28 protein-coding genes and 1 pseudogene are annotated in these 25,233 nt (G+C 47.3%); 19 read left to right on the forward strand and 10 right to left on the reverse strand.

Annotation, left to right across the window (positions count from 1 at the left end; genetic code table 11):
- Position 1 precedes the first annotated feature (1 nt).
- From EOO50_RS07345 to EOO50_RS07370, 6 genes are all read left to right on the forward strand, one after another.
- Positions 2-901, forward strand: a complete 900-nt coding sequence (locus tag EOO50_RS07345) for a ParB/RepB/Spo0J family partition protein (RefSeq protein ID WP_290838952.1) — start codon at positions 2-4, stop codon at positions 899-901.
- A complete protein-coding gene (locus tag EOO50_RS07350; protein ID WP_290838953.1) occupies positions 898-1,500 on the forward strand; it encodes a DUF5683 domain-containing protein in 603 nt (200 codons plus the stop codon). The genes EOO50_RS07345 and EOO50_RS07350 overlap by 4 nt, the downstream gene beginning before the upstream one ends.
- The gene (dapB, locus tag EOO50_RS07355; protein WP_290838954.1) at positions 1,501-2,199 is read left to right on the forward strand and encodes a 4-hydroxy-tetrahydrodipicolinate reductase; all 699 of its coding nucleotides are present in this window, start codon (positions 1,501-1,503) and stop codon (positions 2,197-2,199) included.
- 60 nt (positions 2,200-2,259) lie between these two features.
- Positions 2,260-3,987 (forward strand): signal peptidase I, encoded by a 1,728-nt coding sequence (gene lepB, locus EOO50_RS07360; protein ID WP_290838956.1) that lies wholly within the window; start codon positions 2,260-2,262, stop codon positions 3,985-3,987.
- A 98-nt stretch (positions 3,988-4,085) separates the two neighbouring features.
- Entirely contained in the window at positions 4,086-4,475 is a 390-nt protein-coding gene (locus EOO50_RS07365) for a four helix bundle protein (protein WP_363331727.1), read from the forward strand.
- Entirely contained in the window at positions 4,475-5,086 is a 612-nt protein-coding gene (locus EOO50_RS07370) for a WbqC family protein (protein ID WP_290838958.1), read from the forward strand. Before EOO50_RS07365 ends, EOO50_RS07370 begins: the two co-directional genes overlap by 1 nt.
- A gap of 72 nt (positions 5,087-5,158) precedes the next feature.
- Here the strand turns inward: EOO50_RS07370 and EOO50_RS07375 are convergent, their stop codons facing one another.
- The 6 genes from EOO50_RS07375 to EOO50_RS07400 form a co-directional block, all read right to left on the reverse strand.
- Positions 5,159-6,211 carry an endonuclease/exonuclease/phosphatase family protein gene (locus EOO50_RS07375; RefSeq protein ID WP_290838959.1) on the reverse strand — a complete coding sequence of 351 codons (1,053 nt, stop codon included), beginning with the start codon at positions 6,209-6,211 and terminating at the stop codon, positions 5,159-5,161.
- 1 nt (position 6,212) lies between these two features.
- On the reverse strand, positions 6,213-7,064 hold the full coding sequence (locus EOO50_RS07380) for a rhomboid family intramembrane serine protease (protein WP_290838961.1): 852 nt from the start codon (positions 7,062-7,064) through the stop codon (positions 6,213-6,215).
- A 4-nt stretch (positions 7,065-7,068) separates the two neighbouring features.
- On the reverse strand, positions 7,069-7,869 hold the full coding sequence (locus EOO50_RS07385) for a rhomboid family intramembrane serine protease (protein WP_290838962.1): 801 nt from the start codon (positions 7,867-7,869) through the stop codon (positions 7,069-7,071).
- Positions 7,866-9,749 carry a DNA mismatch repair endonuclease MutL gene (mutL, locus tag EOO50_RS07390; RefSeq protein WP_290838964.1) on the reverse strand — a complete coding sequence of 628 codons (1,884 nt, stop codon included), beginning with the start codon at positions 9,747-9,749 and terminating at the stop codon, positions 7,866-7,868. The genes EOO50_RS07385 and mutL overlap by 4 nt, the downstream gene beginning before the upstream one ends.
- 456 nt (positions 9,750-10,205) lie before the next feature.
- Positions 10,206-10,724, reverse strand: a complete 519-nt coding sequence (gene ribH, locus EOO50_RS07395; RefSeq protein ID WP_290838965.1) for a 6,7-dimethyl-8-ribityllumazine synthase — start codon at positions 10,722-10,724, stop codon at positions 10,206-10,208.
- A gap of 1 nt (position 10,725) precedes the next feature.
- Positions 10,726-11,517, reverse strand: coding sequence for a tetratricopeptide repeat protein (locus tag EOO50_RS07400; RefSeq protein ID WP_290838966.1), 792 nt, complete (start codon positions 11,515-11,517; stop codon positions 10,726-10,728).
- 121 nt (positions 11,518-11,638) lie between these two features.
- Here EOO50_RS07400 and recF point away from each other — a divergent pair, with 121 nt between their 5' ends.
- Entirely contained in the window at positions 11,639-12,718 is a 1,080-nt protein-coding gene (gene recF, locus EOO50_RS07405) for a DNA replication and repair protein RecF (protein WP_290838967.1), read from the forward strand.
- On the opposite strand, the gene EOO50_RS07410 is transcribed toward recF, so the two are convergent.
- On the reverse strand, positions 12,719-13,633 hold the full coding sequence (locus tag EOO50_RS07410; protein ID WP_290838968.1) for a kelch repeat-containing protein: 915 nt from the start codon (positions 13,631-13,633) through the stop codon (positions 12,719-12,721).
- Positions 13,634-13,735: 102 nt separating this feature from the next.
- Between EOO50_RS07410 and EOO50_RS07415 the strand changes: the two genes are divergently transcribed.
- The 10 genes from EOO50_RS07415 to EOO50_RS07460 all read left to right on the forward strand — a co-directional run bounded on the left by EOO50_RS07415 (position 13,736) and on the right by EOO50_RS07460 (position 21,489).
- Positions 13,736-14,440, forward strand: a complete 705-nt coding sequence (locus EOO50_RS07415; protein ID WP_290838970.1) for a thioredoxin domain-containing protein — start codon at positions 13,736-13,738, stop codon at positions 14,438-14,440.
- Positions 14,437-15,105 (forward strand): DUF2461 domain-containing protein, encoded by a 669-nt coding sequence (locus EOO50_RS07420; RefSeq protein ID WP_290838971.1) that lies wholly within the window; start codon positions 14,437-14,439, stop codon positions 15,103-15,105. The genes EOO50_RS07415 and EOO50_RS07420 overlap by 4 nt, the downstream gene beginning before the upstream one ends.
- On the forward strand, positions 15,105-16,118 hold the full coding sequence (gene murB, locus EOO50_RS07425; protein ID WP_290838972.1) for a UDP-N-acetylmuramate dehydrogenase: 1,014 nt from the start codon (positions 15,105-15,107) through the stop codon (positions 16,116-16,118). The genes EOO50_RS07420 and murB overlap by 1 nt, the downstream gene beginning before the upstream one ends.
- 285 nt (positions 16,119-16,403) lie before the next feature.
- Complete coding sequence (locus EOO50_RS07430; RefSeq protein ID WP_290838973.1) at positions 16,404-16,766, forward strand: hypothetical protein; 363 nt, start codon at positions 16,404-16,406, stop codon at positions 16,764-16,766.
- 71 nt (positions 16,767-16,837) lie between these two features.
- Positions 16,838-17,218, forward strand: a complete 381-nt coding sequence (locus tag EOO50_RS07435; protein ID WP_290838974.1) for a hypothetical protein — start codon at positions 16,838-16,840, stop codon at positions 17,216-17,218.
- 390 nt (positions 17,219-17,608) lie between these two features.
- Complete coding sequence (locus EOO50_RS07440) at positions 17,609-18,715, forward strand: glycosyltransferase (protein WP_290838976.1); 1,107 nt, start codon at positions 17,609-17,611, stop codon at positions 18,713-18,715.
- On the forward strand, positions 18,706-19,257 hold the full coding sequence (locus EOO50_RS07445; protein ID WP_290838977.1) for a sigma-70 family RNA polymerase sigma factor: 552 nt from the start codon (positions 18,706-18,708) through the stop codon (positions 19,255-19,257). The genes EOO50_RS07440 and EOO50_RS07445 overlap by 10 nt, the downstream gene beginning before the upstream one ends.
- 279 nt (positions 19,258-19,536) lie before the next feature.
- Positions 19,537-20,103 (forward strand): hypothetical protein, encoded by a 567-nt coding sequence (locus tag EOO50_RS07450; protein WP_290838979.1) that lies wholly within the window; start codon positions 19,537-19,539, stop codon positions 20,101-20,103.
- Positions 20,104-20,430: 327 nt separating this feature from the next.
- Positions 20,431-20,607, forward strand: a complete 177-nt coding sequence (locus EOO50_RS07455; protein ID WP_290838980.1) for a hypothetical protein — start codon at positions 20,431-20,433, stop codon at positions 20,605-20,607.
- Between the two features lie 72 nt (positions 20,608-20,679).
- Complete coding sequence (locus EOO50_RS07460; protein ID WP_290838981.1) at positions 20,680-21,489, forward strand: hypothetical protein; 810 nt, start codon at positions 20,680-20,682, stop codon at positions 21,487-21,489.
- 59 nt (positions 21,490-21,548) lie between these two features.
- On the opposite strand, the gene EOO50_RS07465 is transcribed toward EOO50_RS07460, so the two are convergent.
- Together EOO50_RS07465 and EOO50_RS07470 are read right to left on the reverse strand one after the other, a co-directional pair.
- Positions 21,549-21,797, reverse strand: coding sequence for a hypothetical protein (locus EOO50_RS07465; protein ID WP_290838983.1), 249 nt, complete (start codon positions 21,795-21,797; stop codon positions 21,549-21,551).
- Between the two features lie 33 nt (positions 21,798-21,830).
- Positions 21,831-21,953: a hypothetical protein gene (locus EOO50_RS07470; protein WP_290838984.1), complete on the reverse strand. Its 123-nt coding sequence runs from the start codon at positions 21,951-21,953 to the stop codon at positions 21,831-21,833.
- A gap of 319 nt (positions 21,954-22,272) precedes the next feature.
- On the opposite strand from EOO50_RS07470, the gene EOO50_RS07475 reads away from it, so the two are divergent.
- A complete protein-coding gene (locus EOO50_RS07475) occupies positions 22,273-23,091 on the forward strand; it encodes an energy transducer TonB (RefSeq protein ID WP_290838985.1) in 819 nt (272 codons plus the stop codon).
- 224 nt (positions 23,092-23,315) lie between these two features.
- Here the strand turns inward: EOO50_RS07475 and EOO50_RS07480 are convergent.
- Positions 23,316-23,516, reverse strand: a pseudogene (locus EOO50_RS07480) (zinc ribbon domain-containing protein YjdM); the annotation flags it as partial.
- Positions 23,517-23,871: 355 nt separating this feature from the next.
- Between EOO50_RS07480 and EOO50_RS07485 the strand changes: the two are divergent.
- A complete protein-coding gene (locus EOO50_RS07485) occupies positions 23,872-25,116 on the forward strand; it encodes an MFS transporter (protein ID WP_290838988.1) in 1,245 nt (414 codons plus the stop codon).
- The last annotated feature ends 117 nt before the right edge of the window (positions 25,117-25,233 follow it).

The following is a 25,233-nucleotide window of genomic DNA, read 5'->3' on the forward strand; positions in this document are numbered from 1 at the left end:
CATGGCACAAGCAATAAAAAAACAGGCGTTGGGAAGAGGATTATCGGCTTTGCTCAAAGATCCTGAACACGATATACAATCAGTCGATGACAAAGGAGCCGATAAAGTTGTCGGGAATATCATCGAACTCGACATCGATGCGATCGAGATCAACCCGTTCCAGCCGCGTTCGAACTTCAACGAGGAATCGCTCCAAGAACTCGCGGTTTCGATCCGCGAATTGGGTGTGATCCAACCGATTACGGTTCGCAAGACCGACTTCAACAAATACCAACTCATTTCAGGGGAACGCCGTTTGCGTGCGTCGAAAATTGCGAAACTCACGACGGTTCCCGCTTATATCCGCATCGCGAACGACAACGAATCGCTTACGATGGCGCTTGTCGAGAACATCCAACGCCACGATTTGGATCCGATTGAAATCGCATTGTCGTACCAACGTTTGATCGACGAAATCAATCTGACGCAGGAGCAGATGAGTGACCGCGTCGGGAAAAAACGCTCGACGATCGCGAATTATCTGCGTTTGCTCAAACTCGATCCGATCATCCAGACGGGAATCCGCGACGGTTTCATTTCGATGGGCCACGGACGCGCGATCATCAACATCGAAGATCAGGATGTCCAAACCGATATTTACCAGAAAATCGTAAGCCAGAATCTTTCAGTGCGCGAGACGGAAGCGCTCGTCAAGAATTACCAGGAAAGTCTGCTTCCGAAGAGCGCGAAGCCAAAATCGTCAGGTTTTTCGGTCGACGCCGACCAGAAGAAATCCATCGCAACCTATTTCGGCACGAAGGTCGATGTGAAAGTCGCTTCGAACGGAAAAGGAAAGATCACGATCCCGTTCCATTCGGAAGAGGATTTCAACCGCATCATCAAACTTATCCAAGGTTCGTGAGACTTTTGAAACTCATAGCGCTTTTGCTTTTGTTGCCCGCTTGCGTTTTGGCACAGGAAAAACCTAAGGGAAAAGAAGATCCGGATGCGCCCAAACCAAGAAAGGCGTACAAGATCACGGCACTTGCGGTCGCCGATACGGTGCGCAAAGAGCCTTTGGATCCTTTGCGTCCCGCGAAAGCTGCGTTCTATTCGGCCGTGCTTCCGGGATTGGGCCAGGTCTACAACAAGCGTTATTGGAAAGTGCCGCTCGTGTATGCGGCCATGGGAACCAGCGTTTACTTTTACGCCGACGCGAACACCAAATACAAGAGTTACCGCGACGCCTACAAACGCCGACTCGCGGGCTACGACGACGACCAATACGATTACCTCGACGACGAACGATTGATCAGTGCGCAGCGTTTCTATAAGAAGAACCGCGAGTATTCGATCTTGTTCGTCGCCGCGTTTTATATCCTGAACATCGTCGACGCGAACATCGATGCGCATCTCAAGCAGTTCAATGTGAGCGATGATTTGTCGCTTGCGCCCGACGTGTATCAGAACGACATCAATTCAAAACCGACTATCGGAGTCACTTTAAATTACACGTTTTAGATGAAAATCGCACTTTTGGGATACGGCAAAATGGGCCAGGTCATTGAACGCATCGCTTTGGAACGCGGTCATGAGATCGTGATCCGAAAACGTAGCTCCGATTCGTACGAAGGTCTTGAAACCGCCGACGTCGCGATTGACTTCAGCATTCCCGATGCCGCCGTCGGAAACATTTCGGCCTGCCTGAACGGCGGAATTCCCGTGGTTTCAGGAACGACGGGTTGGCTCGAACAGTATCACAAGATGGCCGAGTTGTGCGAGAATAAGAAAGGCGCGTTCATTTACGGTTCGAACTTCAGTTTGGGCGTGAACCTGTTTTTCAATCTCAACGAATACCTTGCGAAGATGATGGCGAAATTCCCCGAATACAAGGTCTGCATGGAAGAAGTGCATCACACGCAGAAACTCGACGCTCCAAGCGGGACTGCGATTTCACTTGCGAAAAATATCATCGAACATTCGGATTATTCGAGTTGGGCGCTTGAAAACGCGAAGTCGGACGAAATTTTGATCGACGCCAAACGCATCGAGAACGTTCCCGGAACGCACACGGTTTTTTACGATTCGGGCGTGGATCGCATCGAAATCACGCATACGGCGCACAGCCGCGAAGGTTTCGCCTACGGAGCCGTGATCGCCGCCGAATGGCTTTTTGGGAAAACCGGTGTCTTCACGATGAAGGACGTGCTCGATCTGTAAATAAAAGTTAAACTGTAACGCGGCGCGACAGCACGCGACTTACGCATAAAATCAAACATCATGACAGTATTGCAATGGTTTATTTTCTTCCTGATCGTGCAGGTTGTGCATTTCGCGGGAACGTGGAAATTATATGAAGCCGCGGGACGCAAACGTTGGGAAGCCGCGATTCCGGTTTACAACGCCGTCGTCTTGATGAAAATCATTAACCGCCCGACCTGGTGGACGATTCTGCTGTTCGTTCCGATCGTAAACCTTATCATGTTCCCTGTCGTTTGGGTGGAAACCCTGCGTAGCTTCGGAAAGAATTCAACCGCTGATACGCTGTTGGGGATCTTCACTTTCGGATTTTATATTTATTACGTAAACTATACTCAGACACTCAACCACATTCCCGATCGCAGCTTGATGGCGCGTACGAAAGTCGGAGATACCGTGAGTTCGCTTTTGTTTGCGATCGTGGTTGCAACGCTCGTGCATACGTACGTGATGCAGCCTTTTACGATTCCGACATCATCGCTTGAAAAATCATTGCTCGTGGGTGATTTCCTGTTCGTGAGCAAATTCCATTACGGAGCGCGCACGCCAATGACGGCAGTCGCGTTGCCGATGGTGCACGACAGCGTTCCGTTGACGCCGAAATTGAGCGATTCGATTCCGTTCCTCGACAAACGATCGTATGCGAAATGGCCGCAGTTGCCGAGTTTCCGATTGCCCGGATTCGAAGACGTCGAGCGCAATGACATCGTCGTATTCAACTGGCCTGTCGATACGGTAGTGAAGTTTTTTGACGCTTCGACGCCTCGCGTTTGGAAGCCGATCGATAAGAAATCGAATTATGTGAAACGCTGCGTCGGGATTCCCGGAGACAGCTTATCGGTTCGCGAAGGTTTCGTATTCATAAACGGAAAAGAACTTGTGTTGCCCGAACGCGCAAAGCCGCAATATATCTATGACGCATATTCCAAAAAAGGTGTTTCGCTTGACTTGGTTCGCGCCGCGGGTTCGACCGAATATGACCGTACTTTCGAGATCAGCCAACCGACCCAGGAACAAGGCGAGGCGATGCGCAAATATCTTACGGGTTTCGAGCCTTTGGGAAATGGCATGTTCCGAATCAAGACCGACCAGAACGGAATTCCCGATCAAATCCTGCGCGAGTTCAATATTGCGCTCAACGAAGTTTGGGATTATCATACGCGCGTGAACCTGACGATGAAAGGCGCCGAGGAATTGCGTGCGAAGAAAGCCGACATCGATTCACTCGTCCGAATCATCTTACCGAAAGCGAAATCGGGCGTTACCGAAATGTTCCCGAAGAATACGACGAATTGGTCGCTTGATAATTTCGGGCCGATCTACGTGCCTCAGGAAGGAAAAACGGTTGCCTTGACATTGGCTTCGCTGCCGTTCTACAAGAAGATCATCACCGAATACGAAGGCAACAAACTCGACGTGAGCGGCGACCAGATCAAAGTGAACGGACAGGTCGCGACCTCGTATACGTTCAAACAAAATTACTATTGGATGATGGGCGACAACCGCCACAAGTCTGAAGATAGCCGATATTGGGGATTCGTGCCTGAAAACCATATCGTCGGAAAACCTGTGTTTATCTGGATGAGCCTTGATGGCAGCGCGAGCGGTTTGGATAAAATCCGTTGGGAACGCATGTTCACGACCGTGGGCGGCGATGGTGAACCGTATTCGTACTTTAAGTTCTTTTTGATTGCTTTGGGGTTGTATTTTGTGGCGGGGTTTTTTGTGAAAAAGAAAGCAAAAAGTTGATGCGTTGATTTGTTGATGCGTTGATTCGAAATACGTTATTATAAGCCAAAATTAATTTTATACACGCCGGATTTATGTATTTATATTCATTTGAAAAATTGATCGTCTGGAACGATGCCAAAGAAATTACGAAGACTATTTATCAACTGACTGCCTCGTTCCCCAGTTCCGAAAAATTCGGACTTTCCGCACAACTGCGCCGAGCGGCGGTTTCCATTTGTTCGAACATTGCCGAAGGTAGCGCTAGAAGCTCTTATAAGGATCAAGCGCATTTTACAAATATCGCTTTCGGATCTACTGTAGAAATCGTAAATCAATTGATTCTGGCGTTCGAGTTAAATTTTTTGGAAGAAAGTCAATATTTGGACTTGCGAAAATCTTTACTTGGCTTGTCAAATAAACTGAACTCACTGCGAAATACGCAACTTTCTCGTATGTCGAAAACATCATCAAATCAACCCATCAACAAATCAACGCATCAACCGTAATGGACATTCTCCTCTACCCAACCTATTTCCCATCAATCTCCCAGTTCGCGTCCATCGCACAAGCGGATTCCGTTACTTTTGAAACTGGAGACAACTTCCAAAAGCAGACCAACCGCAACCGCATGTACATTTACAGCCCGAACGGGAAACAGTTGTTGAATATTCCCGTAAAACATTCGAGCGACGCGCATCAGAAGACGAAAGACATCAGGATAGAAAAGGCGTTTCCGTGGCAGAAATTGCATTTCAAATCATTGGAAGCGGCATATCGCTCCTCGCCTTTCTTCGAATATTATGAGGATGAAATCGCGCCGATCTATTTCAAGAAGCACCAGTTTTTGATGGATTTGAATATGGAAGCGTTACAAATTGTCTACAAATGCCTCGGCCTGCCTTTCGACTACAAGAAAACCGAAGAATATTTCCATGAAGTTCCCCAATACAAAGACTTACGCTATTTGGCGAACGGCAAAAAAGACACGTACGAGTTCGAGGAATACACTCAGGTTTTCGGGGACAAATACGGGTATTTGAACAACTTGAGCATTTTGGATTTGTTGTTCAACGAAGGGCGATTCGCTTTGGATTATTTGAAGCGGCAGAAAATCTAGTTTCGAGTTTAGGGTTCAGTGTTGGCGACTCTGCTAGCACGAAACGCTAAACGCTAAACCGTAAACAAAAAATCACTCCTTAATCTCCAACCGCGTCAAAACCGGATAATGATCCGAATTCTCGAACTGCGGGAAATTCGAAAATGCCTTTACCTGGAATTTAGGGTCGGCAAAAATATAATCGATGCGCGCCGGATAGTACTTGAACTTGTACGTCTGTCCGAAACCGCTTCCGGCTTCCTCGAAACAGTCATTTAACTTCCCTTTGATACCGCGATACACGTATGAGAACGCGCTGTTGTTCATGTCGCCGCAAATGATCACGGGATAATGGCAATCGCGTTTGTGCGCCATCACGATCTCAGCCTGTTGCTGTTGGCGTTTGAACGCGTCGGTGATGCGCCTGAAGATAACCTGGCGTTTCTTCTCGTCGATGTTGTTGATGTGGTCGTTGTTGATCTCGTCGACGTCGGGCGTGATCTTGATCGACTGCAGATGTATGCTGTACACGCGCACGGTGTCTTTCCCCATTCGGATATCGGCGTATACGACGTTGTTGTTCGAATTCGGAAGCTCGAGTTCGCCTTTGTCGACAATTGGGAATTTTGAGAAAATCGCCTGTCCGGTCTTGACCTGATTGCCTTCGGTCATGATGTATTTGTATGGATAAACCTTGAGTTCGACGTTGGCCGAATTGGAATATTCCTGCAAACACACGATGTCCGGGTTTTGCTCGTTGATGAAATCTTCAATTGTTCCTCCGACGTCGTCTTTCGGAAGCCATTTAAAAAGGTTGAACAAGCGCACGTTGTAACTCATTACCGTGAAATCCTTTTCGGAATCGGGTAAATTCGTGGGCGAAAACTTGTAAAATTTATTGATGAACGTGATTCCGGCGAGCAGAAGCAACGCGGGCAATATCACTTTTTTCTTGAGCAGGATCGCCCAATACACGAAGAAACACGCGTTCAAGATCAGGAACAACGGCAGGAATAACGTGAGCACGCTCAGGAAAGGAAACAGCTTGGGCGCAAGGAACGGCAAGACATACGCGATCACCGTCAACACCGTAAGCACGATGTTGAGGAACCAAATAACCTTGTTGAACCAGGACGTTTTCTTCATATTATTTTCCGGCGCGGAACAGGAAATCCTTTTCGTCTTTGGTCAGGCTGTCGTAACCGGACTTGCTGATCTTGTCGAGAATCTCATCGATTTGTTGTTGTGTCTTGTCTTTTGTTACTATACGCGATGGCGCGGGTTGTGGTTTTTTGTTGTAATTCTTGTGGACGGTCTTGAATTTCGTTTTCCGAGGGCCGAATAAATTTACGAACCAATCGATAATTGCGGTGATCGGACGGCTCAAATCGGTTCCGGATTGCAACAGTTTCATATATGCGAATCCGAACAACGCGCCCGATAGATGCGACAAATGACTCACGACGCTCGCCGACGGAATCGAAATCACGTCAAAGAAAAGAAAAACACCTGTAATCATCCATAATTTCACGTTTCCGATGAGCAACAACCGAACTTCCATCTTCGGATTATACGTCGTGACGGCTACCAGAACGGCCATAACAGCGGCCGACGCGCCCACTAGACCATCGGGATTCCCGAACGCGTAATGGCTGCCGACAAAGACCAGGCCCGCGAAAATCGCACCCAGGAAATAAACGCCCACGAATTGCTTTATACTGAAATACGTTCGGAACAACCGAGCTGAAAAATTCAACACGAGCATGTTGCTCAAAATATGCATAAAACCCGCATGCAGGAACGAATACGTGATCAGCGTCCACGGAAAATAAAGCACTTTGCTCGGGCGAAGCGCCAACCAATCGGGGAAATACGAGTTTGGAACGAATGCGAAATATAGCGCGGACACGATAAAAATCGCCACGTTGATTATGATGAGCCTGATTTCAGGACCACCCAATCGATATTCACTTTTTAGATCGTTCCAGATTTCGGCCATAGCATTAATTCCAACGGTTGTGCTTAAATTGATTCTTTCGCCAATACCACATCAACATAAATCCGAAAATCGCACCGCCGACATGGGCAAAATGCGCGATTCCGCCGCCGTTCCCGTAGTAGCTCGACGACAATCCGAGCACCAGATCGAGCGTGATCATGCCCGGAACGAAATATTTGGCTTTGATCGGGATCGGAATAAACATCATCATGAGTTCAGCGTTCGGGAACATGAATGCAAACGCGACAAGCAATCCATAAATTGCACCCGACGCGCCGACCATGATGCCACGGCTTTCACTTGCCGCGCGGATGAGTGAAATCGTCGCATCCTCAGTCAATTTCGCCGTCGGATGCCCCGATGACATGACATTACGGATCGTCGACATGAATTCGGTCTCGTTCAAAGGCGCATTGAGTATCTGATAGAGTTCCGCGTGCGATAAGTTCAGGTATGCCGCGGGCTGTAACGTCTGCTGCAACTCGATATAATTGATCCCGAGCTGCAACATCGCCGCACCAAGCCCACAGGTAATGTAAAAAAAGATGAATTTCTTTCCGCCCCAAAAATGCTCGAGCGCCGATCCGAACGAATACAGCGCGAACATATTGAACGCGATGTGCATCACATTGGGATAAGGCGCGTGCATGAACATGTGCGTCAACAATTGCCAATAGCCGAACTGCTCGTTGTCGAAATAATAAAGCGCCAGGAAATCGTAGGCTTGCGGCACGAACTGCGAGCCGATGTAAAACAAAATATTGATGATAAGCAACTGCTTAACAACAGGCGTAATCTGCATCATATCGCGAATTTTTTATCGATATCTTCCACACGCAACGTGATGAAAGTCGGTTTCCCGAAAGGTGAATTGTTGGCTTCCCTGCACGCGAACAAGCCGTTCACAAGGTTTTCCTGTTCTTTGCCTGACAGGATCGTCCCTGTTTTTACCGCAAGACTTTTTGCCATCGATTTGGCAATGCAATCGTTCTGGCTGAAACTGTTCGACGGAATCCCGTCCTGCAAATCGGTGAGTAATTGTTCGAGCACAATCGAGATTTCGCTCTCGGCGACATTTATCGGCAGACCCGAAATCACGACGTGATCGTGGTTGATCTCGCTGAACACGAAGCCCGTATTCTCAAGTGACGGCTGCAATTCCCGGATCAGGCTGATTTCCTGGGCCGAATAATACATGTTCAACGGAAACAGCAATTGCTGGCTCGACGCCTGGTGAACCGTCATGTTCGTGAGGAATTGTTCGTACAAAACGCGTTGGTGCGCGCGCTGCTGATCCACGATCACCATGCCCGACTTGATTGGGTTGACGATGTATTTCCTATGAAGTTGGTAGGTTCGGTTTTCTTGTTGGATTTCAGATTCCTCGAAAAGCGAGGGCGCGACTTCTTCAGTCTCGTATTGGATATCTGCGATTTCCGTGAGCGTTTGTTGCGCCAACCCACTGAAACTCGATTCCGCATCGTTTTTTAATCCGACGTACAGGCTTTCCCAACCTGCCGATTCGGTCTTGCGCTGGTGATGATGGTACGACGATGCCGCGCGCGCGGGTTTCGCTTCCCCGAACGGATTGAACGCCGCGTCAACCTCGATCACGGGCACGACGGCGTCGCGATCCTTGAATTCGTAAGGCGTGTCAAGAGCGGCATCGCGTTCGAAATCGAGAACCGGCGCCACGTTGAACTGACCCAAACTGTGTTTCACCGACGCGCGCAAAATCGCATACAGCGCGTGTTCGTCGTCGAATTTTATTTCGGTCTTCGTCGGATGGATGTTGATATCGATCGTGTGCGGCGGAACTTCAAGGTAAATGAAATACGACGGCTGGCAACCGTCCTTGAGCAAGCCTTCGTAAGCCGCCATGACCGCGTGGTGCAGATAGCCGCTCTTGATGAATCGGTCGTTCACGAAAAAGAATTGCTCGCCGCGATTTTTCTTGGCGAATTCGGGTTTTCCTGCAAATCCCTGCAACGAAACGATGTCGGTTTCTTCGCCGAGCGGCACTAATTTTTCGTTCGTGCGGCCGCCAAAAACGTTCACGATGCGTTGCCTGATGTTCGACGCGGGCAAGTTGAACATTTCGCTTCCGTTGTGATACATCGCGAAACTGATGTTCGGATGAGCGAGTGCGACGCGTTGGAATTCGTCGATCACATGGCGGTATTCGACCGTGTCGGACTTAAGGAAATTGCGTCGCGCCGGAATATTAAAAAATAGATTCTTGACTGAAAATGTGGTTCCTTTTGGCAGAACGGCGACATCCTGGGAAACGAATTTGCTGCCTTCGATGATCAAATGCGTGCCCAATTCTTCTGAATCCTGACGCGTTTTCATCTCGACGTGCGCGATCGCTGCGATCGACGCGAGTGCTTCCCCGCGGAAACCTTTCGTGCTGAGTGCGAACAAATCTTCGGCGTTGCGGATCTTCGAGGTCGCGTGGCGTTGGAAACACAAACGCGCGTCCTGCGGATTCATGCCCGCGCCGTTGTCGATAACCTGGACGAGTGTTTTTCCTGCGTCTTTGAGGATGAGTTTGATGTCGGTCGATTTCGCGTCGACGGCGTTCTCCAATAATTCCTTGACGACCGAGGCCGGCCGTTGTACGACTTCGCCTGCCGCAATCTGGTTGGCGACGTGGTCGGGAAGCAATTGGATGATACTGGACATGGGATTTTTGAGTGGTTTCAAAGATACACAATTAACGTAAAAATCGTTGAATGGTACGTGAAGGGAATGGTAAAGTTTTGCACAATTTTGGGGTGTGAGGTGCAGGACTCAGGGCGAAAGGTGCAAACATCAATCAACCTGAAGTCCCAACTCAAACAACTTCGTGTCTTCGTGCCTTCGTGGCAAAAAGCAGACGATTGCTTAGCTCGGATCGCGGTTGATCTCTATTTTTTTTGCCACGAAGGCACGAAGACACGAAGATTTAAACGCATGTATTTTTTTGGAACGCAGATGACGCTGAACAACGCAAATGACACCGATTTGGACTGGCCAATGGAAAAAATGCTTTTATCGAACACTAAAAGAAATCCGCGAAAAATCAGCGCCTTTCCACCTAATCTGCGTTCCTAAGAAATCATTCCGTAAAAACCTGATTACCGAATCTATGTTACTAACCTACTTAAATCCCATCTTAGAATTCTGCCCCGAAGTACGTCGGCGCAAATCAGCCATACGAATCGCCGTAACTGCCGCCTCGGTTCCTTTGTTGCCGTGAGCGCCGCCCGAGCGTTCGAGAGATTGCTGTTCGTTATTGTCGGTCAAGACACAGAAAATTACCGGAATTTCAGCTTTGACGTTCAGGTCTTTGATGCCTTGGGTCACACCTTCGCACACGAATTCGAAGTGCATGGTCTCGCCTTTTATGACACAACCGATCGTGATGATCGCATCGACCGCGAGTTTTTGCTGCATGCGCGCGGCTCCGTAAATGAGTTCGAAGCTGCCGGGAACGTTCCAGCGCGTGATGTTCTCAGGTTTTACGCCCAGGTCGAGCAAGGTCGTTTCGGCACCATTGAAAAGGCCTTCGGTTACTTTCTCGTTCCACTCTGAAACAACAATCCCGAATGTGAAGTCTTTCGCATCCGGGAGTTGGTTCTTATCGTAATTTGATAAATTCTTGTTCGCTGTCGCCATATTATTGGGCCAATCCGATGAGCGCGTCTACTTGAGAAGCCTCAGGAGATGCATCGTAATTGTCTTTGATGTCCTGGAAATATTTCAAAGCGTCTTCTTTCTTGCCCATTGCCAAAGCAGTTTTACCGGCTTTCATCAAATACATCGGGGTCGTGAATTCGTTTTTGTTGCTTTCAGATGCTTTTACGTAATATTCAAGCGCTTCTTTCGGCTGGTTCTTTTGCGAGAACGCGTCGCCGGTCGCACCGATCGCCAATGTTGAAAGCACGACGTCTTTTGACTTGAACTTCTCAAGTGACGCGATGGCTTCAGAGTATTTTCCTGTGTTCAAATACGAGATTCCGGCGTAGTAGTTCGCAAGGTTTCCGGCATCGGTTCCTGAATATTTGTCGGCGATTTCCTTGAAACCGTATTGACCTTCAGATCCGTTTAACGCCAACACGAAAAGCGAATCAGGCTTGATGCCGTCAACCGCTTTCTGGAAGTTTTGCTGCGCTACGAACATCGCCTCGGCAGCCGTGTCTTCTTTTGGCCCTGCGATGAATTTGTGGTAACAAACGTAACCCACGACTACAAGAGCGATCGCACCGACTACACCAAAGATGGCTTTTTGGTTTTTCTCAACCCAAGCCTCGGTTTTGTTGGCCGTTTCATCGAGCGTGTTGAAGACGCCGGCAGTCGTACTGTCCTTTTCGTCCACGTTTACGTCATCGATATACGCGCCGTCAAGCGTCGGATCTTTTTCTTCTTTCTCTTTTGGAGCCTTAAAACCTCTCTTATTATATGTTGCCATTTAGCTGTAAATTAATGCGGGGCAAAAATAAAATTTTTATTCAGAACCAAAAGAGAAATCTTTGTATTTTTTCAATAATTTGCAGCCTCTTTAATTTGCCGCGTTCCCGCCGCTTTTGCCGATGTACCTCAAGAAGATTTCACTGCTCAATTACAAGAATTTCGACGACGCCCATTTTGAGTTCGACAGCAAGGTCAATTGCTTCGTCGGGCGAAACGGAGTCGGGAAAACCAACGTGCTCGACGCGGTCTATCACCTGGCCTACGGACGCAGTTATTTCAACCCGATGGCGATGCAGAACATCCGTCACGGAGAGGAATTTTTCGTGATCGACGGTGAGTTCGAGAAGGCCGGACGCAGTGAAACCATCGTGTGCAGCCTCAAGAAAGGCCAGAAGAAAATCCTGAAACGCAACGGGAAAGTGTACGAGAAATTCTCGGATCACATTGGATTCATACCGCTGGTCATCATCTCGCCTACCGATCGTGATTTGATCGTGGAAGGCAGCGAAGTCCGGAGAAGTTTTATCGACAGCGTGATTTCACAGCTCGATTCGACCTATTTGCAACAATTGATTCAATATCAGAAAATCCTTACACAACGAAATGCGCTTCTAAAGTATTTCGCCGCAAACCGAACGTTCGAACCCGATACGCTCGTGATCTACGACGAACAACTTGACGTGCTTGCCCAGCCGATCTTTGAGAAACGCCGCGATTTTGTCGATGAATTCGTGCCGATCTTCAACCAGTATCACCAAACGATCACCGATTCGGCCGAGAATGTCCAGATCGTCTACCACAGCCATCTCGCTCAAAACGGCATGATCGCGTTATTGAACGACCACATTCAGCGCGATCGGGCGTTGCAATACACGTCGGTCGGCATCCATAAAGACGATCTGTCGTTTGAGATCGACAGCCATCCGATCAAGAAATTCGGATCACAAGGCCAGCAAAAGTCGTTTTTGATCGCATTGAAATTGGCGCAGTTCGAATTCGTCCGAAAGCAATCGGGCGAAAAACCTATACTGTTATTCGATGATATTTTCGACAAACTCGACGAGACGCGCGTGGCCAAGATCGTAGAGATGGTCAATAACGACGCGTTCGGGCAATTGTTCATATCGGACACGCATCCGCAACGCACTGAGGAAATCGTGAAGCAAACCCACCAGAGTTATAAAATGTTCACACTCTAGTCAAGGCAATTGTAGTTTCACGACTTTGACCGTCATCGTCGCATCCCCGATGTTTTCAAGTTCGACGTAAGCGACGTAAAAATCATCGCCGATTGCAGCGATGCTCCTGATCGAAATATTTTGCAAATCCAAAGAAATTGGCGTGTCGACAAAGGTTGCCGATTGCGTGTCGTAAATTCCGATGAACGCGCCGCTTCCATCTGAAAATTTATTTCCGGCCAATAAAATCTGTCCGCCGTAACTTGCGGAAAATGTTTCGAATGCAGCGAATGGTAACGTATTTTGGCTCCAGGAATTATCGTTTGTGTCGTATATAAAAATGGAATCGAATATTTCAAAACCATCGTTAGCGTTGCCCGAGTGACCTCCGAACAAGTAAATTTTTTCCTGCCTAAAACACGAGGCCGAGCCAGTTCTCCACAAATTCCAGTTGTCATTTTGCAAATCCGGCTCGCCTGTCGTCAGGTCAAACGTCGCCCATGATTCATAGCCGAATACATAAAAAATATTCGTTCCGTCACTTACCGGGCTATTCGCACCGATGGAGCCGATGCCGGGCCCGAAAACTTCGACTTGCGCTAAATCGAGGCTGGCGCGGTACATTACATTGCCGACCGAATATACGTAATCTCCCAGGATCACGAGTTTTCGGCCTTCGGACAAATCGGGATGAACAACTGTCGTTTGGCTTCCCGATTGAAGATTGAACCTCGTGAGATTTTCATTTAAACCGTTGTCGGCCGAATAAGTGACGTAAAGCGAATTGCCGTCAGGAGCCGCAATCATGTCGAGATTTATGGAATCGACTTCAAACGAAAAAACCTCATCGGCCGTATTTTGAAAAGGCGTTTCGGAATCATCCTGAGCGCACGAATACAGCGCAAAACTCATAAATAGGCAAAACAGGTATCTCATAAAGTCAGGTTTTGTAATGGAACAACTACGAACACATTCTCCCTACCCGACATTTTCATTTCTATAAAAAGCCGTACTTTAGCGCTACTTTTTACATTGAAAATGAGAACACAAATCCTCGCGCTGTTTGCTTGGTCATTCCTTTTCGCTTCGTGCCAAGGACAGACCCCTACAGCAGTCAAAACCGTTGCTCCCGCTGATTTCGCACAACAGATCAAGAACAATCCGAATGCCCAAATTTTGGATGTTCGCACGCCCGACGAATTCCAGGGCGGCCATCTCGACAATGCGACAAACATCGATTGGTATGAAAAAGAAGCGTTCGACAAGAAAGTCGCATCACTCGACAAGAATAAACCCGTTTTCGTGTATTGCATGGCCGGAAGCCGTTCGCACCGCGCCGCAGGAAAACTCCACGACTTGGGATTCACGCAGATTTACGACCTCGACGGCGGCATCGTGAAATGGAACGCGGCCGGATTATCGGGCGAAAAGGAATCCGAGAAAATCATCGGGATGTGTTCGCAGGAATATGGCGATCTGATCAAATCGGACAAAAAAGTATTGATCGATTTCTACGCGCCGTGGTGCGAGCCGTGCAAGAAAATGGCGCCTTACTTGGCTAAAATGGCCGATGAAGACAAAGACATAAAAATCGTAAAACTCAACGCCGACGAACACAAGACGCTCATGAAGGAAATGAAAATCGATGCGCTCCCGACGCTTCTTCTTTACGTCGACGGCAAGCAAACCTGGACGCATTCGGGCTTCATCAGCGAACAAGACCTTAAAACCCAGATCAAATGATTGCAAAGGAAAGCCTGCAATTCCTGGACGATTTGCGCAAAAACAACAACCGCGACTGGTTTTTGGCCAACAAGAAACGGTACGAAACATACAAGGAAAATTATCACGCGTTGGTGTCGGATTTCATAAAAGTCATGTCGACCTACGATGAAAAACTCGAATCGCTCGCAGTGAAAGATTGCAAGTTCCGCATCAATCGCGACATCAGGTTCAGCAAGGACAAATCGCCCTACAAATCGCACATGGGAATTTGGATGTCGCCGGGCCAGAAAAACACGAACCTCGCAGGATATTACATTCACATCGAACCCGGAAAGAGTTTCATCGCGGGTGGAAAATGGCAACCCGAAGCCGCGGATTTAAAGAAGATCCGAAAGGAAATCGAATTCTTCCACGACGATTTGGATGTAATTTTCGCCGATAAAAATTTCAAATCGGAGTTCGACGGTTTCGATACCGAAGATTCACTGAAAACAGCCCCGAAAGGTTTTGAAAAAGACCACGAAGCGATACATCATTTGAAATTAAAATCGTTCATCGTAACCAAATGCATCGACGATAAAGAATTGACCAACAAAAATTTCGTGCAAAAAATGTCGGCGAAACTCGCACTGATCAAACCCGTCAACGATTTCCTGAACCGCGCCTTAACCACTTCAGAATAATGCAGCTTATCCCCGATTTTTCGCTTAAAAAATTCAACACGTTCGGCATCGACGCCAAAGCCCGACAATTCGTGGCCGTGCATTCGCTTGAGGAATTGAAGCATGTTTTGGAAACGCATCGGCTCGAGAACAAATTCATTTTGGGCGGCGGCAGTAATATGTTGCTCACGAAAGACATTGACGCGCTTGTAATTCACGTCGATTTGAAAGGAAAAAAAGTGCTCAGCGAAGACGAACATCATGTTCTCGTGGAATCCCAGGCGGGCGAGAGCTGGCATGAATTCGTGCTTTGGGCGATCTCACAGGATTTCGGCGGGCTCGAAAACATGTCGCTGATTCCCGGAAACGTGGGCACGACACCGATCCAAAACATCGGAGCTTATGGAGCCGAAATAAAGGACACGTTCGTGAGTTGCGACGCGATGAATATCGAAACCCAGCAAATGCGCACGTTTACGAAGGACGAATGTGAGTTCGGGTATCGTGAAAGCGTGTTCAAGAATATTGAGAAAGACAAATACATCATCACGTCGGTCGTGTTCCGACTCACGAAAAAACACCATAAAATCAATACGGGTTATGGCGACATCATCAAGAATCTCGCCGACCGAAACATCGAAAAACCGACGATCAAAGACGTAAGCGACGCCGTGATCGCGATCCGGAAAAGCAAACTGCCCGACCCGAACGAACTCGGCAACAGCGGCAGTTTCTTTAAAAATCCCGTCGTGCCGAGATCGCTTTACGAAAAGGCGCATGCCGAATTTCCGGAAATGCCGCATTATGTAGTATCCGAAACCGAAGTGAAAGTTCCTGCGGGCTGGCTTATCGAACAAGCCGGATTCAAAGGGAAACGTTTCGGCGATGCGGGCGTTCATAAGAATCAGGCTTTGGTCCTGGTGAATTACGGAAACGCGACGGGCGCCGAGATCTTGGCCGTTTCGAAAATGGTTCAGGATGCGGTTTTGGAGAAGTTTGGGATTTGGATTGAGGCGGAGGTTAATGTTGTTTGATTGATTCATTGTTGATTTGATTGATTGTTGATTTGTTGATTTGTTGATTTGTTGATTTGTTGATTTGAGTTCGTGTCTGCCGTGGGCGATTGTTTGTTTGATGTTGATTTGTTGATTTGTTGATTTGAGTTCGTGTCTGCCGTGGCTGTGTGTTTGTTTAATTGGGTTCGTGTCTGCCGTGGGTGATTGTTTGTTTCTGAGGTGCTGAAGTTTCACTAATCTGGATTATTAAGACGAAAATGAGCGAAATTGTCGTATCTTGAATACGATTCAAAATCCCACGTCATGAAAATATTCGATTCCAGGTTGCATGGTTCAGTTGATTACGCGGTTGTCGCGTTCTTGTTTATTTCCCCTTACTTTTTTGGTTCGCCTGAAAAAACGGCTTTGTTCACGTACGTACTTGGTGGAATCCATTTGGCATTGACGTTGTTTACGAATTTCGAGCTTGGATTTTGGAAGGTGATTCCGTTTCGGGTTCATGGACTGATCGAACTCGTGGTCGCATTTGCGCTGTTCGGCGTCGCGTATTATTTGGGCGGCATCGAGGGCGATTTACCCAAGTATTTTTATTCGGCGTTCGGATTGGCGGTTTTGCTGGTTTGGTTGCTTACCGATTATAAATCAACGAAGTCGTCGGGATATTGATTACATTTGGGTTATTCGTACCAGCAGAAATGCAATCGGAAATTGTTTAAAAAACTGTAAAAACCATCATTATGAAAAAATTTACATTCTTGTTTGTGCTTACGTTGACGTCATATTTTTGTCAAGCACAATTTCAGTCACAAAATCCTGAATTGTTGTTGAACAAAGAAGTAAGGCTTACGTCTTTATCGCCGACGCTTCAAAAATTTAGCAATAAAGGCGCAGACAAAGCTCAAACGAACGCAACAGGAAAAACATTTGCACATTCGGCGGTCGTCGGAAAAACATTTAAAGTCGTGGAAGTTGCTCCGTATGAAAAATACGGCACTACGAAATTTAAACTCAAACTTGAAAGCGCCGAGCACGGAACCTATTATTACGACTATGATCCAAAATACAACCGCGAGTTCGTGCTTGAAATAATTGGTGATTTGGAATTGACCGCAAAATAAAAATGGACGAAACTCCGAACGGTTGACGTATTCGACTTCTTCCTATCGTCAAAATTCGTGTTCCGACCCTAAAATCGACATACGAAACGCGAATCCTAGCCCCGATGGAAGCGGCAGCCCCGACGTTTGCGAAGCGATTTTTTACCGCCGTTTGGCAGCGACCGAAGGAAGCTCGCCGAACAAGTGTAAAAAACGATTTGCGGACAAGGGCTACAGCGCACAGCGGGATTAGGCTCCAAAAACAAATCGCTCCAAAAAAAATCATCTTTTTCAGTTCATTTTTCAGCCATCGGCGATAATTCGGGCAGTTAAATTCTCTGCTTCGCAACTGCTCTTTGCACTTTGCACTCTGCACTTTTTAACCTAAATTTGCACGTCAAAACGCCGCCTATGCTCTTCATTACTTTCTGTCTTTTTGCGTTCATCGTTTTCGTGCAATTCCTTTATTACGTCGTGATTTTTGGGAAATTCGCGTTTTCGAAACCCCAAAAAAGTAACCCAAAACGCATTCCGGTTTCAGTTATCGTCTGCGCCAAAAACGAAGAGGAAAACGTGCGCGAATTCGTGCCTTTGCTCGCCCGGCAGGATTATCCCGATTTTGAGATCGTATTGATCGACGACGCGTCGAGCGACCATACGCTTGATGTTTTCGAGGAATTCGAGAGGCAATATTCGAACGTCCGATTGGTCAAAGTCGAAAACATCGAAGCATTTTGGGGCAACAAGAAATTCGCGCTCACACTTGGCATCAAGGCCGCGACGAAGGAATATCTGCTGTTCACCGACGCCGATTGCAAACCGGCTTCCGACCAATGGATCAAGGAAATGACGTCTCGTTTTTCGGCCGACAAAACCATCGTTCTGGGTTACGGCGCGTATGACAAGATCCCGAATTCCTTCCTCAATAAACTCATCCGATTCGAAACGGTTTTGACCGTCGTGCAATATTTTTCATGGGCGAAGGCCGGGCATCCGTATATGGGCGTCGGACGGAATCTCGCATACAAGAAAGAGGAATTCTTTAATGTGAACGGTTTCATCGACCACATGAAAATCCGTTCGGGCGACGATGACCTTTTCATCAACCAGGCCGCTACGGATACGAATACGACGATTTGTTATTCGCCCGAGAGTTTCACGTATTCGGAACCAAAAAAGACCTACAAGGACTGGTTCTCCCAAAAACGCCGACATGTTTCGACGGCCAAGCACTACAAATCGTTTGACAGGACGCAATTGGGTCTTTTTTATTTGGTCCAGGTGCTGTTCTTTGTACTTCCGACTGTACTTTTGGCGTTTCAGTTCATGTGGATTTACGTGCTCGCGATCATCGGATTCCGTTATTTGTTCACTTGGATAACGCTTGGATTGGCCGCGGGGAAACTGCGTGAAAAGGACACGATGTATTGGTTTCCGATCATCGAGATCGCGCTTATCTTCACGCAATTGAATATCTTTATAACCAACGTTTTCTCAAAACCCGTGCATTGGAAATAAGCGAATACATAGAAAAGGCCAAAACCGGAGACCAGACGGCCTTTACGTATTTGCTTGACCATTACTGGAACGAGGTGTACGGATTCATGCTCAAACGCACCGAGAATGAGACCGACGCCGAAGATATCACGATAGAAACCTTCGGGAAAGCGTTCGACAAGATCGCGGCCTACAATCCCGAATTCCAATTCAACACCTGGCTCATCGCGATCGCGAAAAACGTGCACATCGATATGTTGCGCAAACGCCGGAAAGCACTTTTTCTGGACATTACCGACGAAGATGACGAACTCGCCTACGATGTCGCCGACACCGCTCCGTCGCCCGAGGACAAACTCATCACCGAACAAAATTTATCGAGCCTGTTGCAATGCATCAAACAGCTCAAGCCGCATTATCAGGAAGTGATCCAACTGCGATACTTTCAGGAATTGTCGTATCAGGAAATCGCCGACGAGCTCAAAGAACCTTTGACGAACGTGAAGGTGAAGTTGTTGCGGGCGAAGAAGTTGTTGGCGGAGGTTATTGAGAATCGGAGGTAGGCGTTTTTTGGACACACTGCGGTTGGGACACGCTGCGCTTTAGACACGCTTCGCTTGGGACACGCTGCGCTTGGGATTCGATTTCGGTGGAAGAAATTTGGGGTTTGATTTGCGTTTTGGGTGAAATGAGACGCTGCGCTTTGGACACGTTGCGCTTTGGACACGTTGCGCTTGGGACACGGTGCGCTTTGGATTCGATTTCGGTGAAAGGAAGTTTGGGTTTTGATTTGGGTTTTGGTTGGCTGACACCATTTATTTGCTGCAATTAGATTTAGATCGATGGATTGGATGTTCGTTTTGATAGTTGCTGTTTTCGCGGTTCCGACGTATTTTTTGGTGAGATTGCTTATCGGGAAATCGATTGTGGATTTGCGAAAACGAAAAATTGCGGTTTGGATCACGACGATTTGCGCGACTCCGTTGGCGATTATCGGAACGATTTGGTTTGTCGTTTGGTGCGTGAGTTATCATCCGACGCGGGATTTCGATAGGATGCGGTGGAAAAATGACGACCGACATCGGTATGAATTGTCGGAAAACCTTATCGACAGCAAATTATTGGTCGGGAAAACAAAGCAGCAAGTCATTTTTATTTTGGGCGAAGAAGACAACCCGATTGCTTCAAACGAATGGGAATACGACCTAGGATTGAAACCGTCGATCCTGGCTTTTGACAATGACATTTTTGGTGATCGAATTCGACAATGGAAAAGTGGTTCGCGTGAGCCAGCATACGAGTTAAACGTGCGAAAAGCAATCGATGAAGATATTCATTTCAATAATTTTGGGCGTTTTAGTTATCGGAATTGCATTTATGTGGTTGCTGTTGGGCGCCTCGTCCCATAACGTTCCGCTTTCGAGCCATGTGTCGTGTGCGGCGATTTTGCTGGTTTTAATTACGCTTTTGGCTATCGTGAATCGGATTTGGCACAGACTGAAATCATTCATCGCGATTGCGACGGTCGAGTTGCTTATCATTTTTAGTTATAAATTCCTCCAACCGAAATGCGAACCGTGCTTACCCGATGATTTTTGCCCGCCTTGCGAATCGACCCAACAACTGGTTTTACGGTATTTTGCTCTAACAATAATATTCACATTTTTGCTTTGGCAGATCGTCAAAGCCGCCAAAACTCCTGCTCGTCGCCGGGCCAATAAATAATAATATAATCCGTGAAATCATTCATTTCAATAATCTTAGGAATCGCAATTCTCGCCGTGGGATTTTTTTGGTTGATGCTCGGCGCTTCGTCGCACAATATTCCGGCGTCAAGTCATTTTTCATGCGCGGTGATTTTGTTGGTGTTGTCGACACTTTTTTGGCTCAACATGGGCTCGCGCGAAAAATGAAACGTAAATGCGGTGTCCAAAATTTTTATCAGATGCGGATTATCGTAATTTGCACACGGTAAACCAGAAACCATGACGCGATTTTCTTTCTTTATTTCAATTTTGGCTTTTCAGAACAATCTGATCGGGCAGGAATGTAAAATCCCGCCAACATTGGAAACAGAACTGGCATACGTTTCGACAACTGCCTCGTTCGGCGAAAAGGATTTCTACCGGATCAACACCTTGCTTTTTGAATTGCAGGCCGACAGTTTGAAAACGCTGCCGTATTGCCCATCTTATTCCGACAATATCCGACGCCTGTTCGATTCGGAAAACCCCAATAAACGCGTACTCGCCTATCGTTTGATCGGTTCGGCGAAAGATCCGGCGTTCAATGTCGAACTCAGGAACCGACTGAAATCGGACGAGAACTCCCTATTAAAAACCTGGAGCGCGATCGCCGTCCTGGAAAACGATTGTGCATCGGCTTCCGACGATATTTTCCGGCTGCTTTCGGCCCCGCCTGAAGGATTGCCTGGCGACGTTTTGATAAATATGTACGCGCGATGCGATCAGGACGCGGTCAAGAAAACATGCTGGAAATTTGTCGATTCGCCGGTAAGAAGCGAGCAGATAATCGCGATCCAATGCCTGTCGACTTTCGGGACAGATAAAGAATTACAGGCGAAACTCATGGAATTCCTAAACACTTGGGAAGGCGATTACAAAGGCTGGGTAATTGCCGCAATGGCCATGCAACACATGGGAAATTTGAGTCCGTTCTTGAAAAAATATGCCGAAGTCGAGAACCTGCGGGACGTCGTGATCCGCGCATTGTTGCACAGTCCCACAAAGGCCGACGTCGCTCTCGCCAAGCAACTCGAGAAAGAAAAAAAATAATTTAAATCGTTGCGCAAGCAAAAAACGTACGCTATCTCGTCGGCTCGACTTTACAAGTCTTAAGCGCTGAATTCGTGAACCAAAGTCTTCGCCTTCTCGACGATATCATTCCCATCGCTCGAAACGAAAACAATTCGATACACATCGTATTGGTTCGCGTCCTTCAACGATTTTTTTAGTAGTGAAGCTACTGATTTTGCGAGTTCCCCTACCGTGTGTGGATCTTCGGGCAGATTTTTCGGGTTGATAACGCTGAATTCCAACGATGAGATCGTTTCTTTACCTGATTTACTTTCCTTGCCTTTCATGTCGACTGATTCACACGACACAATTTCGTTGAATTATTTCTCAATGACTGTCGTGTCTTTGTTGAAAACAGGCGGCTTCTCGCTGTTTGTCGTGAACGTACATGAAAGGATAATCACCGAGACGAACGCAGTGAAAAAAAAGTTTCGGATTCTCATTTTGCATTTTTTTTGTCGGTTGCTAATTAATAAAAGTAGGTCAGTAACCAAAATTGGAACGAAGGCGATTTCATGGTAGCTTTCCTACCGACCTCATTTTGACAAACCGTCCCAACTTTTTGCCTCCATTATTCATCTTTCAAACAATGCGTTCAGGTAACAGTTTATTTTTTTATCCAAAAAAGATTCAATGTGCAGCGCGTCCAAAAAAAATTAACATTAACACAATTTTTCGCTCACCGAATCAGTTATCAAAGTAACACTCAATCGTTTTCGAAAATGAAACATAATTACCTAACCATTTTAAAATAAATTAATTATGTCACAAACCAGTATTTTTGAAAAGCGTTGGCTTGATCTCGTGTTCGAAGGGAAAAACAAAGCCTACGGCGCTTACCAGTTACGGCTCGAAAACAGGCGAACCACGATTCTCGCCATGTTGTACGCACTTTTGTTCATCGGAGGCGTTTCAGGAGGTGGATTCTTGTTGAGTTCGTTCGGAAATAAACCCGGCATCGACTCGCTTTCGCCAATAGAAAACGATTCGATCGTAGTGGTCGACCTTGATTACCCGAAGCCGCCAATCGAACCGATCGCACCAAAACCACCAGTCGATGCGCCACCGTCGACCTCTGAACCGATAGACGATTGGAGAACCGATCCCGTAGTCGCACCGCCGATCGATGCGAATACCGATCCTATCGAAAACCCACCGGCAACACCGGCTGCGACTCCCGGAAGCGGAACCGATACCGGCGGCGTGACTGACGGCGGAACTCCCGGAGGTACGTCAACCGGAACCGAAAACATACCTGACAACAGTCCCGTTGGAACCGCAGTCCTCGATCGCCAACCGATGTTCCCGGGCGGAATGCAGGCGTTCTACACTTACGTCGGGAATAATTTTGAGAAACCGGAGGCCAACGACGAAGCCGCGATCCGAATTTTCGTGTCGTTCGTAATCGAAAAAGACGGCACGATGACCGATATCGTCGTGAAGAACAAACCCGGCTACGCGCTCGAAAAAGAAGCAGTGCGCGTATTGAAATCCCTGCGCAAAAAATGGACGCCGGGCGTGAAGAACGGGCAACCGATGCGCGTATTGTATACGCTTCCGATTACGATTAAACCCGAGTAAACACAAGAATGGAATTTAACTTGGCAGGCCTTTGGGCCTGTTTTTTTTTGTTTTCTAAATTGAAGATTTTAGATTGCCGATTTTAATTGTAAAGATCCCGGTCAAAATTTCGATCATCTTTTCGGTCTAGAACTTTCTGGCCTGCATCCGTAAATCTGTAAATCTGAAATCTGTGAATCTGAAAATCTGAAATTTGTAAATCTGTAAATCTGTAAATCTAAAATCTAAACTTTCTTCACGAATTCCGTCCTCAAAACCATCGCCGTCTTATTCACGCGGCAATCGATTTCAGCGGGATCATCGGTAAGTTTTATGTTGTTGACTTTGGTGCCGCGTTTGATCACGTCGCTTGAACCGCGAACTTTCAGGTCTTTGATGACCGTTACCGAATCGCCGTCGTTGAGGATGTTTCCGTTGCTGTCTTTTGTTTCCATTTTTTAAGTGCCTGAGTGAATGAGTGCCTGAGTGCCTGAGTGCCTGAGTTCGAATAATTAGGGATAACACTTATTTTTTCGATTCGAACACGCCGACAATTGAGGACGATTTGTCTGCAAAACTACGAAATCACTTGAGTTGAAATTACGCAATGGTATTTAAAATAATTTGCTTTCGTGAAATTTTGCTCCGACGTGTCGATCTCGACTTATCAACTAACTCTCTAATGTCAATCCGATCGGACAATTTCTTCGAAACGAAAACCTCTCAGGCACTCAGGCACTCATTTACTCAGGCACTATCGAAGCACTATTTCATTACTTTTGATCAACCAACCAACCAAAAATGCAATCATTCACCACTTCCCAAAAGCTCGGGCATTTGTTCAGCTTTCCAGTAATCGTGGCCGCACTCGGCTATTTCGTTGATATTTATGACCTGTTGCTTTTCGGGATCGTGCGCGTCCCAAGCTTGGAATCGCTCGGCGTCGATGCCGACAAAGCCGGGACGTTGATCTTGAATTTCCAGATGACGGGACTGCTGCTCGGCGGAATCTTATGGGGAATCTTGGGCGATCGAAAAGGACGGCTTTCAGTGTTGTTTGGATCAATACTCGTATATTCTCTCGCGAACATCGCCTGTGGTTTCCTTCCATATTTACCGTCCGACAATATCGTCGCGCTCTATGCGACGTTGCGTTTCATAGCCGGCGTCGGTTTGGCGGGCGAACTCGGAGCCGGAATCACGCTGGTTTCTGAAAGCCTGCCGAAAGAACTGCGTGCCATCGGAACTTCAATGGTCGCCGGATTCGGGCTTTTAGGCGCTGTCGTCGCGAACTTCACCGTGGAACTTTCAGGCGATTGGGCGACGGCGTACTTCATCGGCGGCGGGCTCGGTCTGTTGTTGCTTTTCCTGCGCATCGGCGTACTCGAAAGCGGCATGTTCGAGCAGATCGAACACAAGGAGCACATCAAAAAAGGAAATTTCCTTTCGCTTTTCACGAATTCGAGGCGTTTTGTGAAATACTTGAAATGTATCGCGATCGGTTTGCCCACGTGGTTTTGCGTCGGAATTTTGGCCGTCATGGGCAATCAGTTCGCACCATCTTTCGGCATTGAAAGCATCAATCCGGGAAAGGCAATCATGTGGACGTACGTCGGGATTTCGATCGGCGATTTCGCGAGCGGTTTCATTTCGCACGCGTTGCATTCGCGCAAGAAGGCGATTTTTTACATGATGGTTTTTACGGCGATCGGAATCGGATTCATGCTTTTCGGAGGCTCGAAATCTGAGAGTCATTATTATTTCTTTTGCATCTGGCTTGGTCTCGGCACCGGATATTGGGCACTTTTCGTAACGGTCGCGGCTGAGCAGTTCGGCACCAACATCCGCAGCACGGCGACGACCACGGTTCCGAATATGGTGCGCGGCTTATTGCCTGTGATGTTGTTCGGGTTCGACTTTTTCAAGTTGCACGCGAGTGTCGTGTGGTCAGCGATCATTGTGGGAAGCATCGTTTTCGTACTCGCGATCTACTCAACGCTGACAATTCCCGAAACACACGGTCGCGACTTGGAATTCACTGAATAACAGCACAATAACTCGTTTCGCTAAAGTGTAAATCCTCTATCATGGAATGTTAAAAGTCAGATTTTTAAGACGCCTTTTGTCTTTTATTTCTTAACTTACCGATTAAACAATAACAAC

Source organism: Flavobacterium sp., assembly GCF_004211145.1.
Lineage (GTDB): Bacteria > Bacteroidota > Bacteroidia > Flavobacteriales > Flavobacteriaceae > Flavobacterium.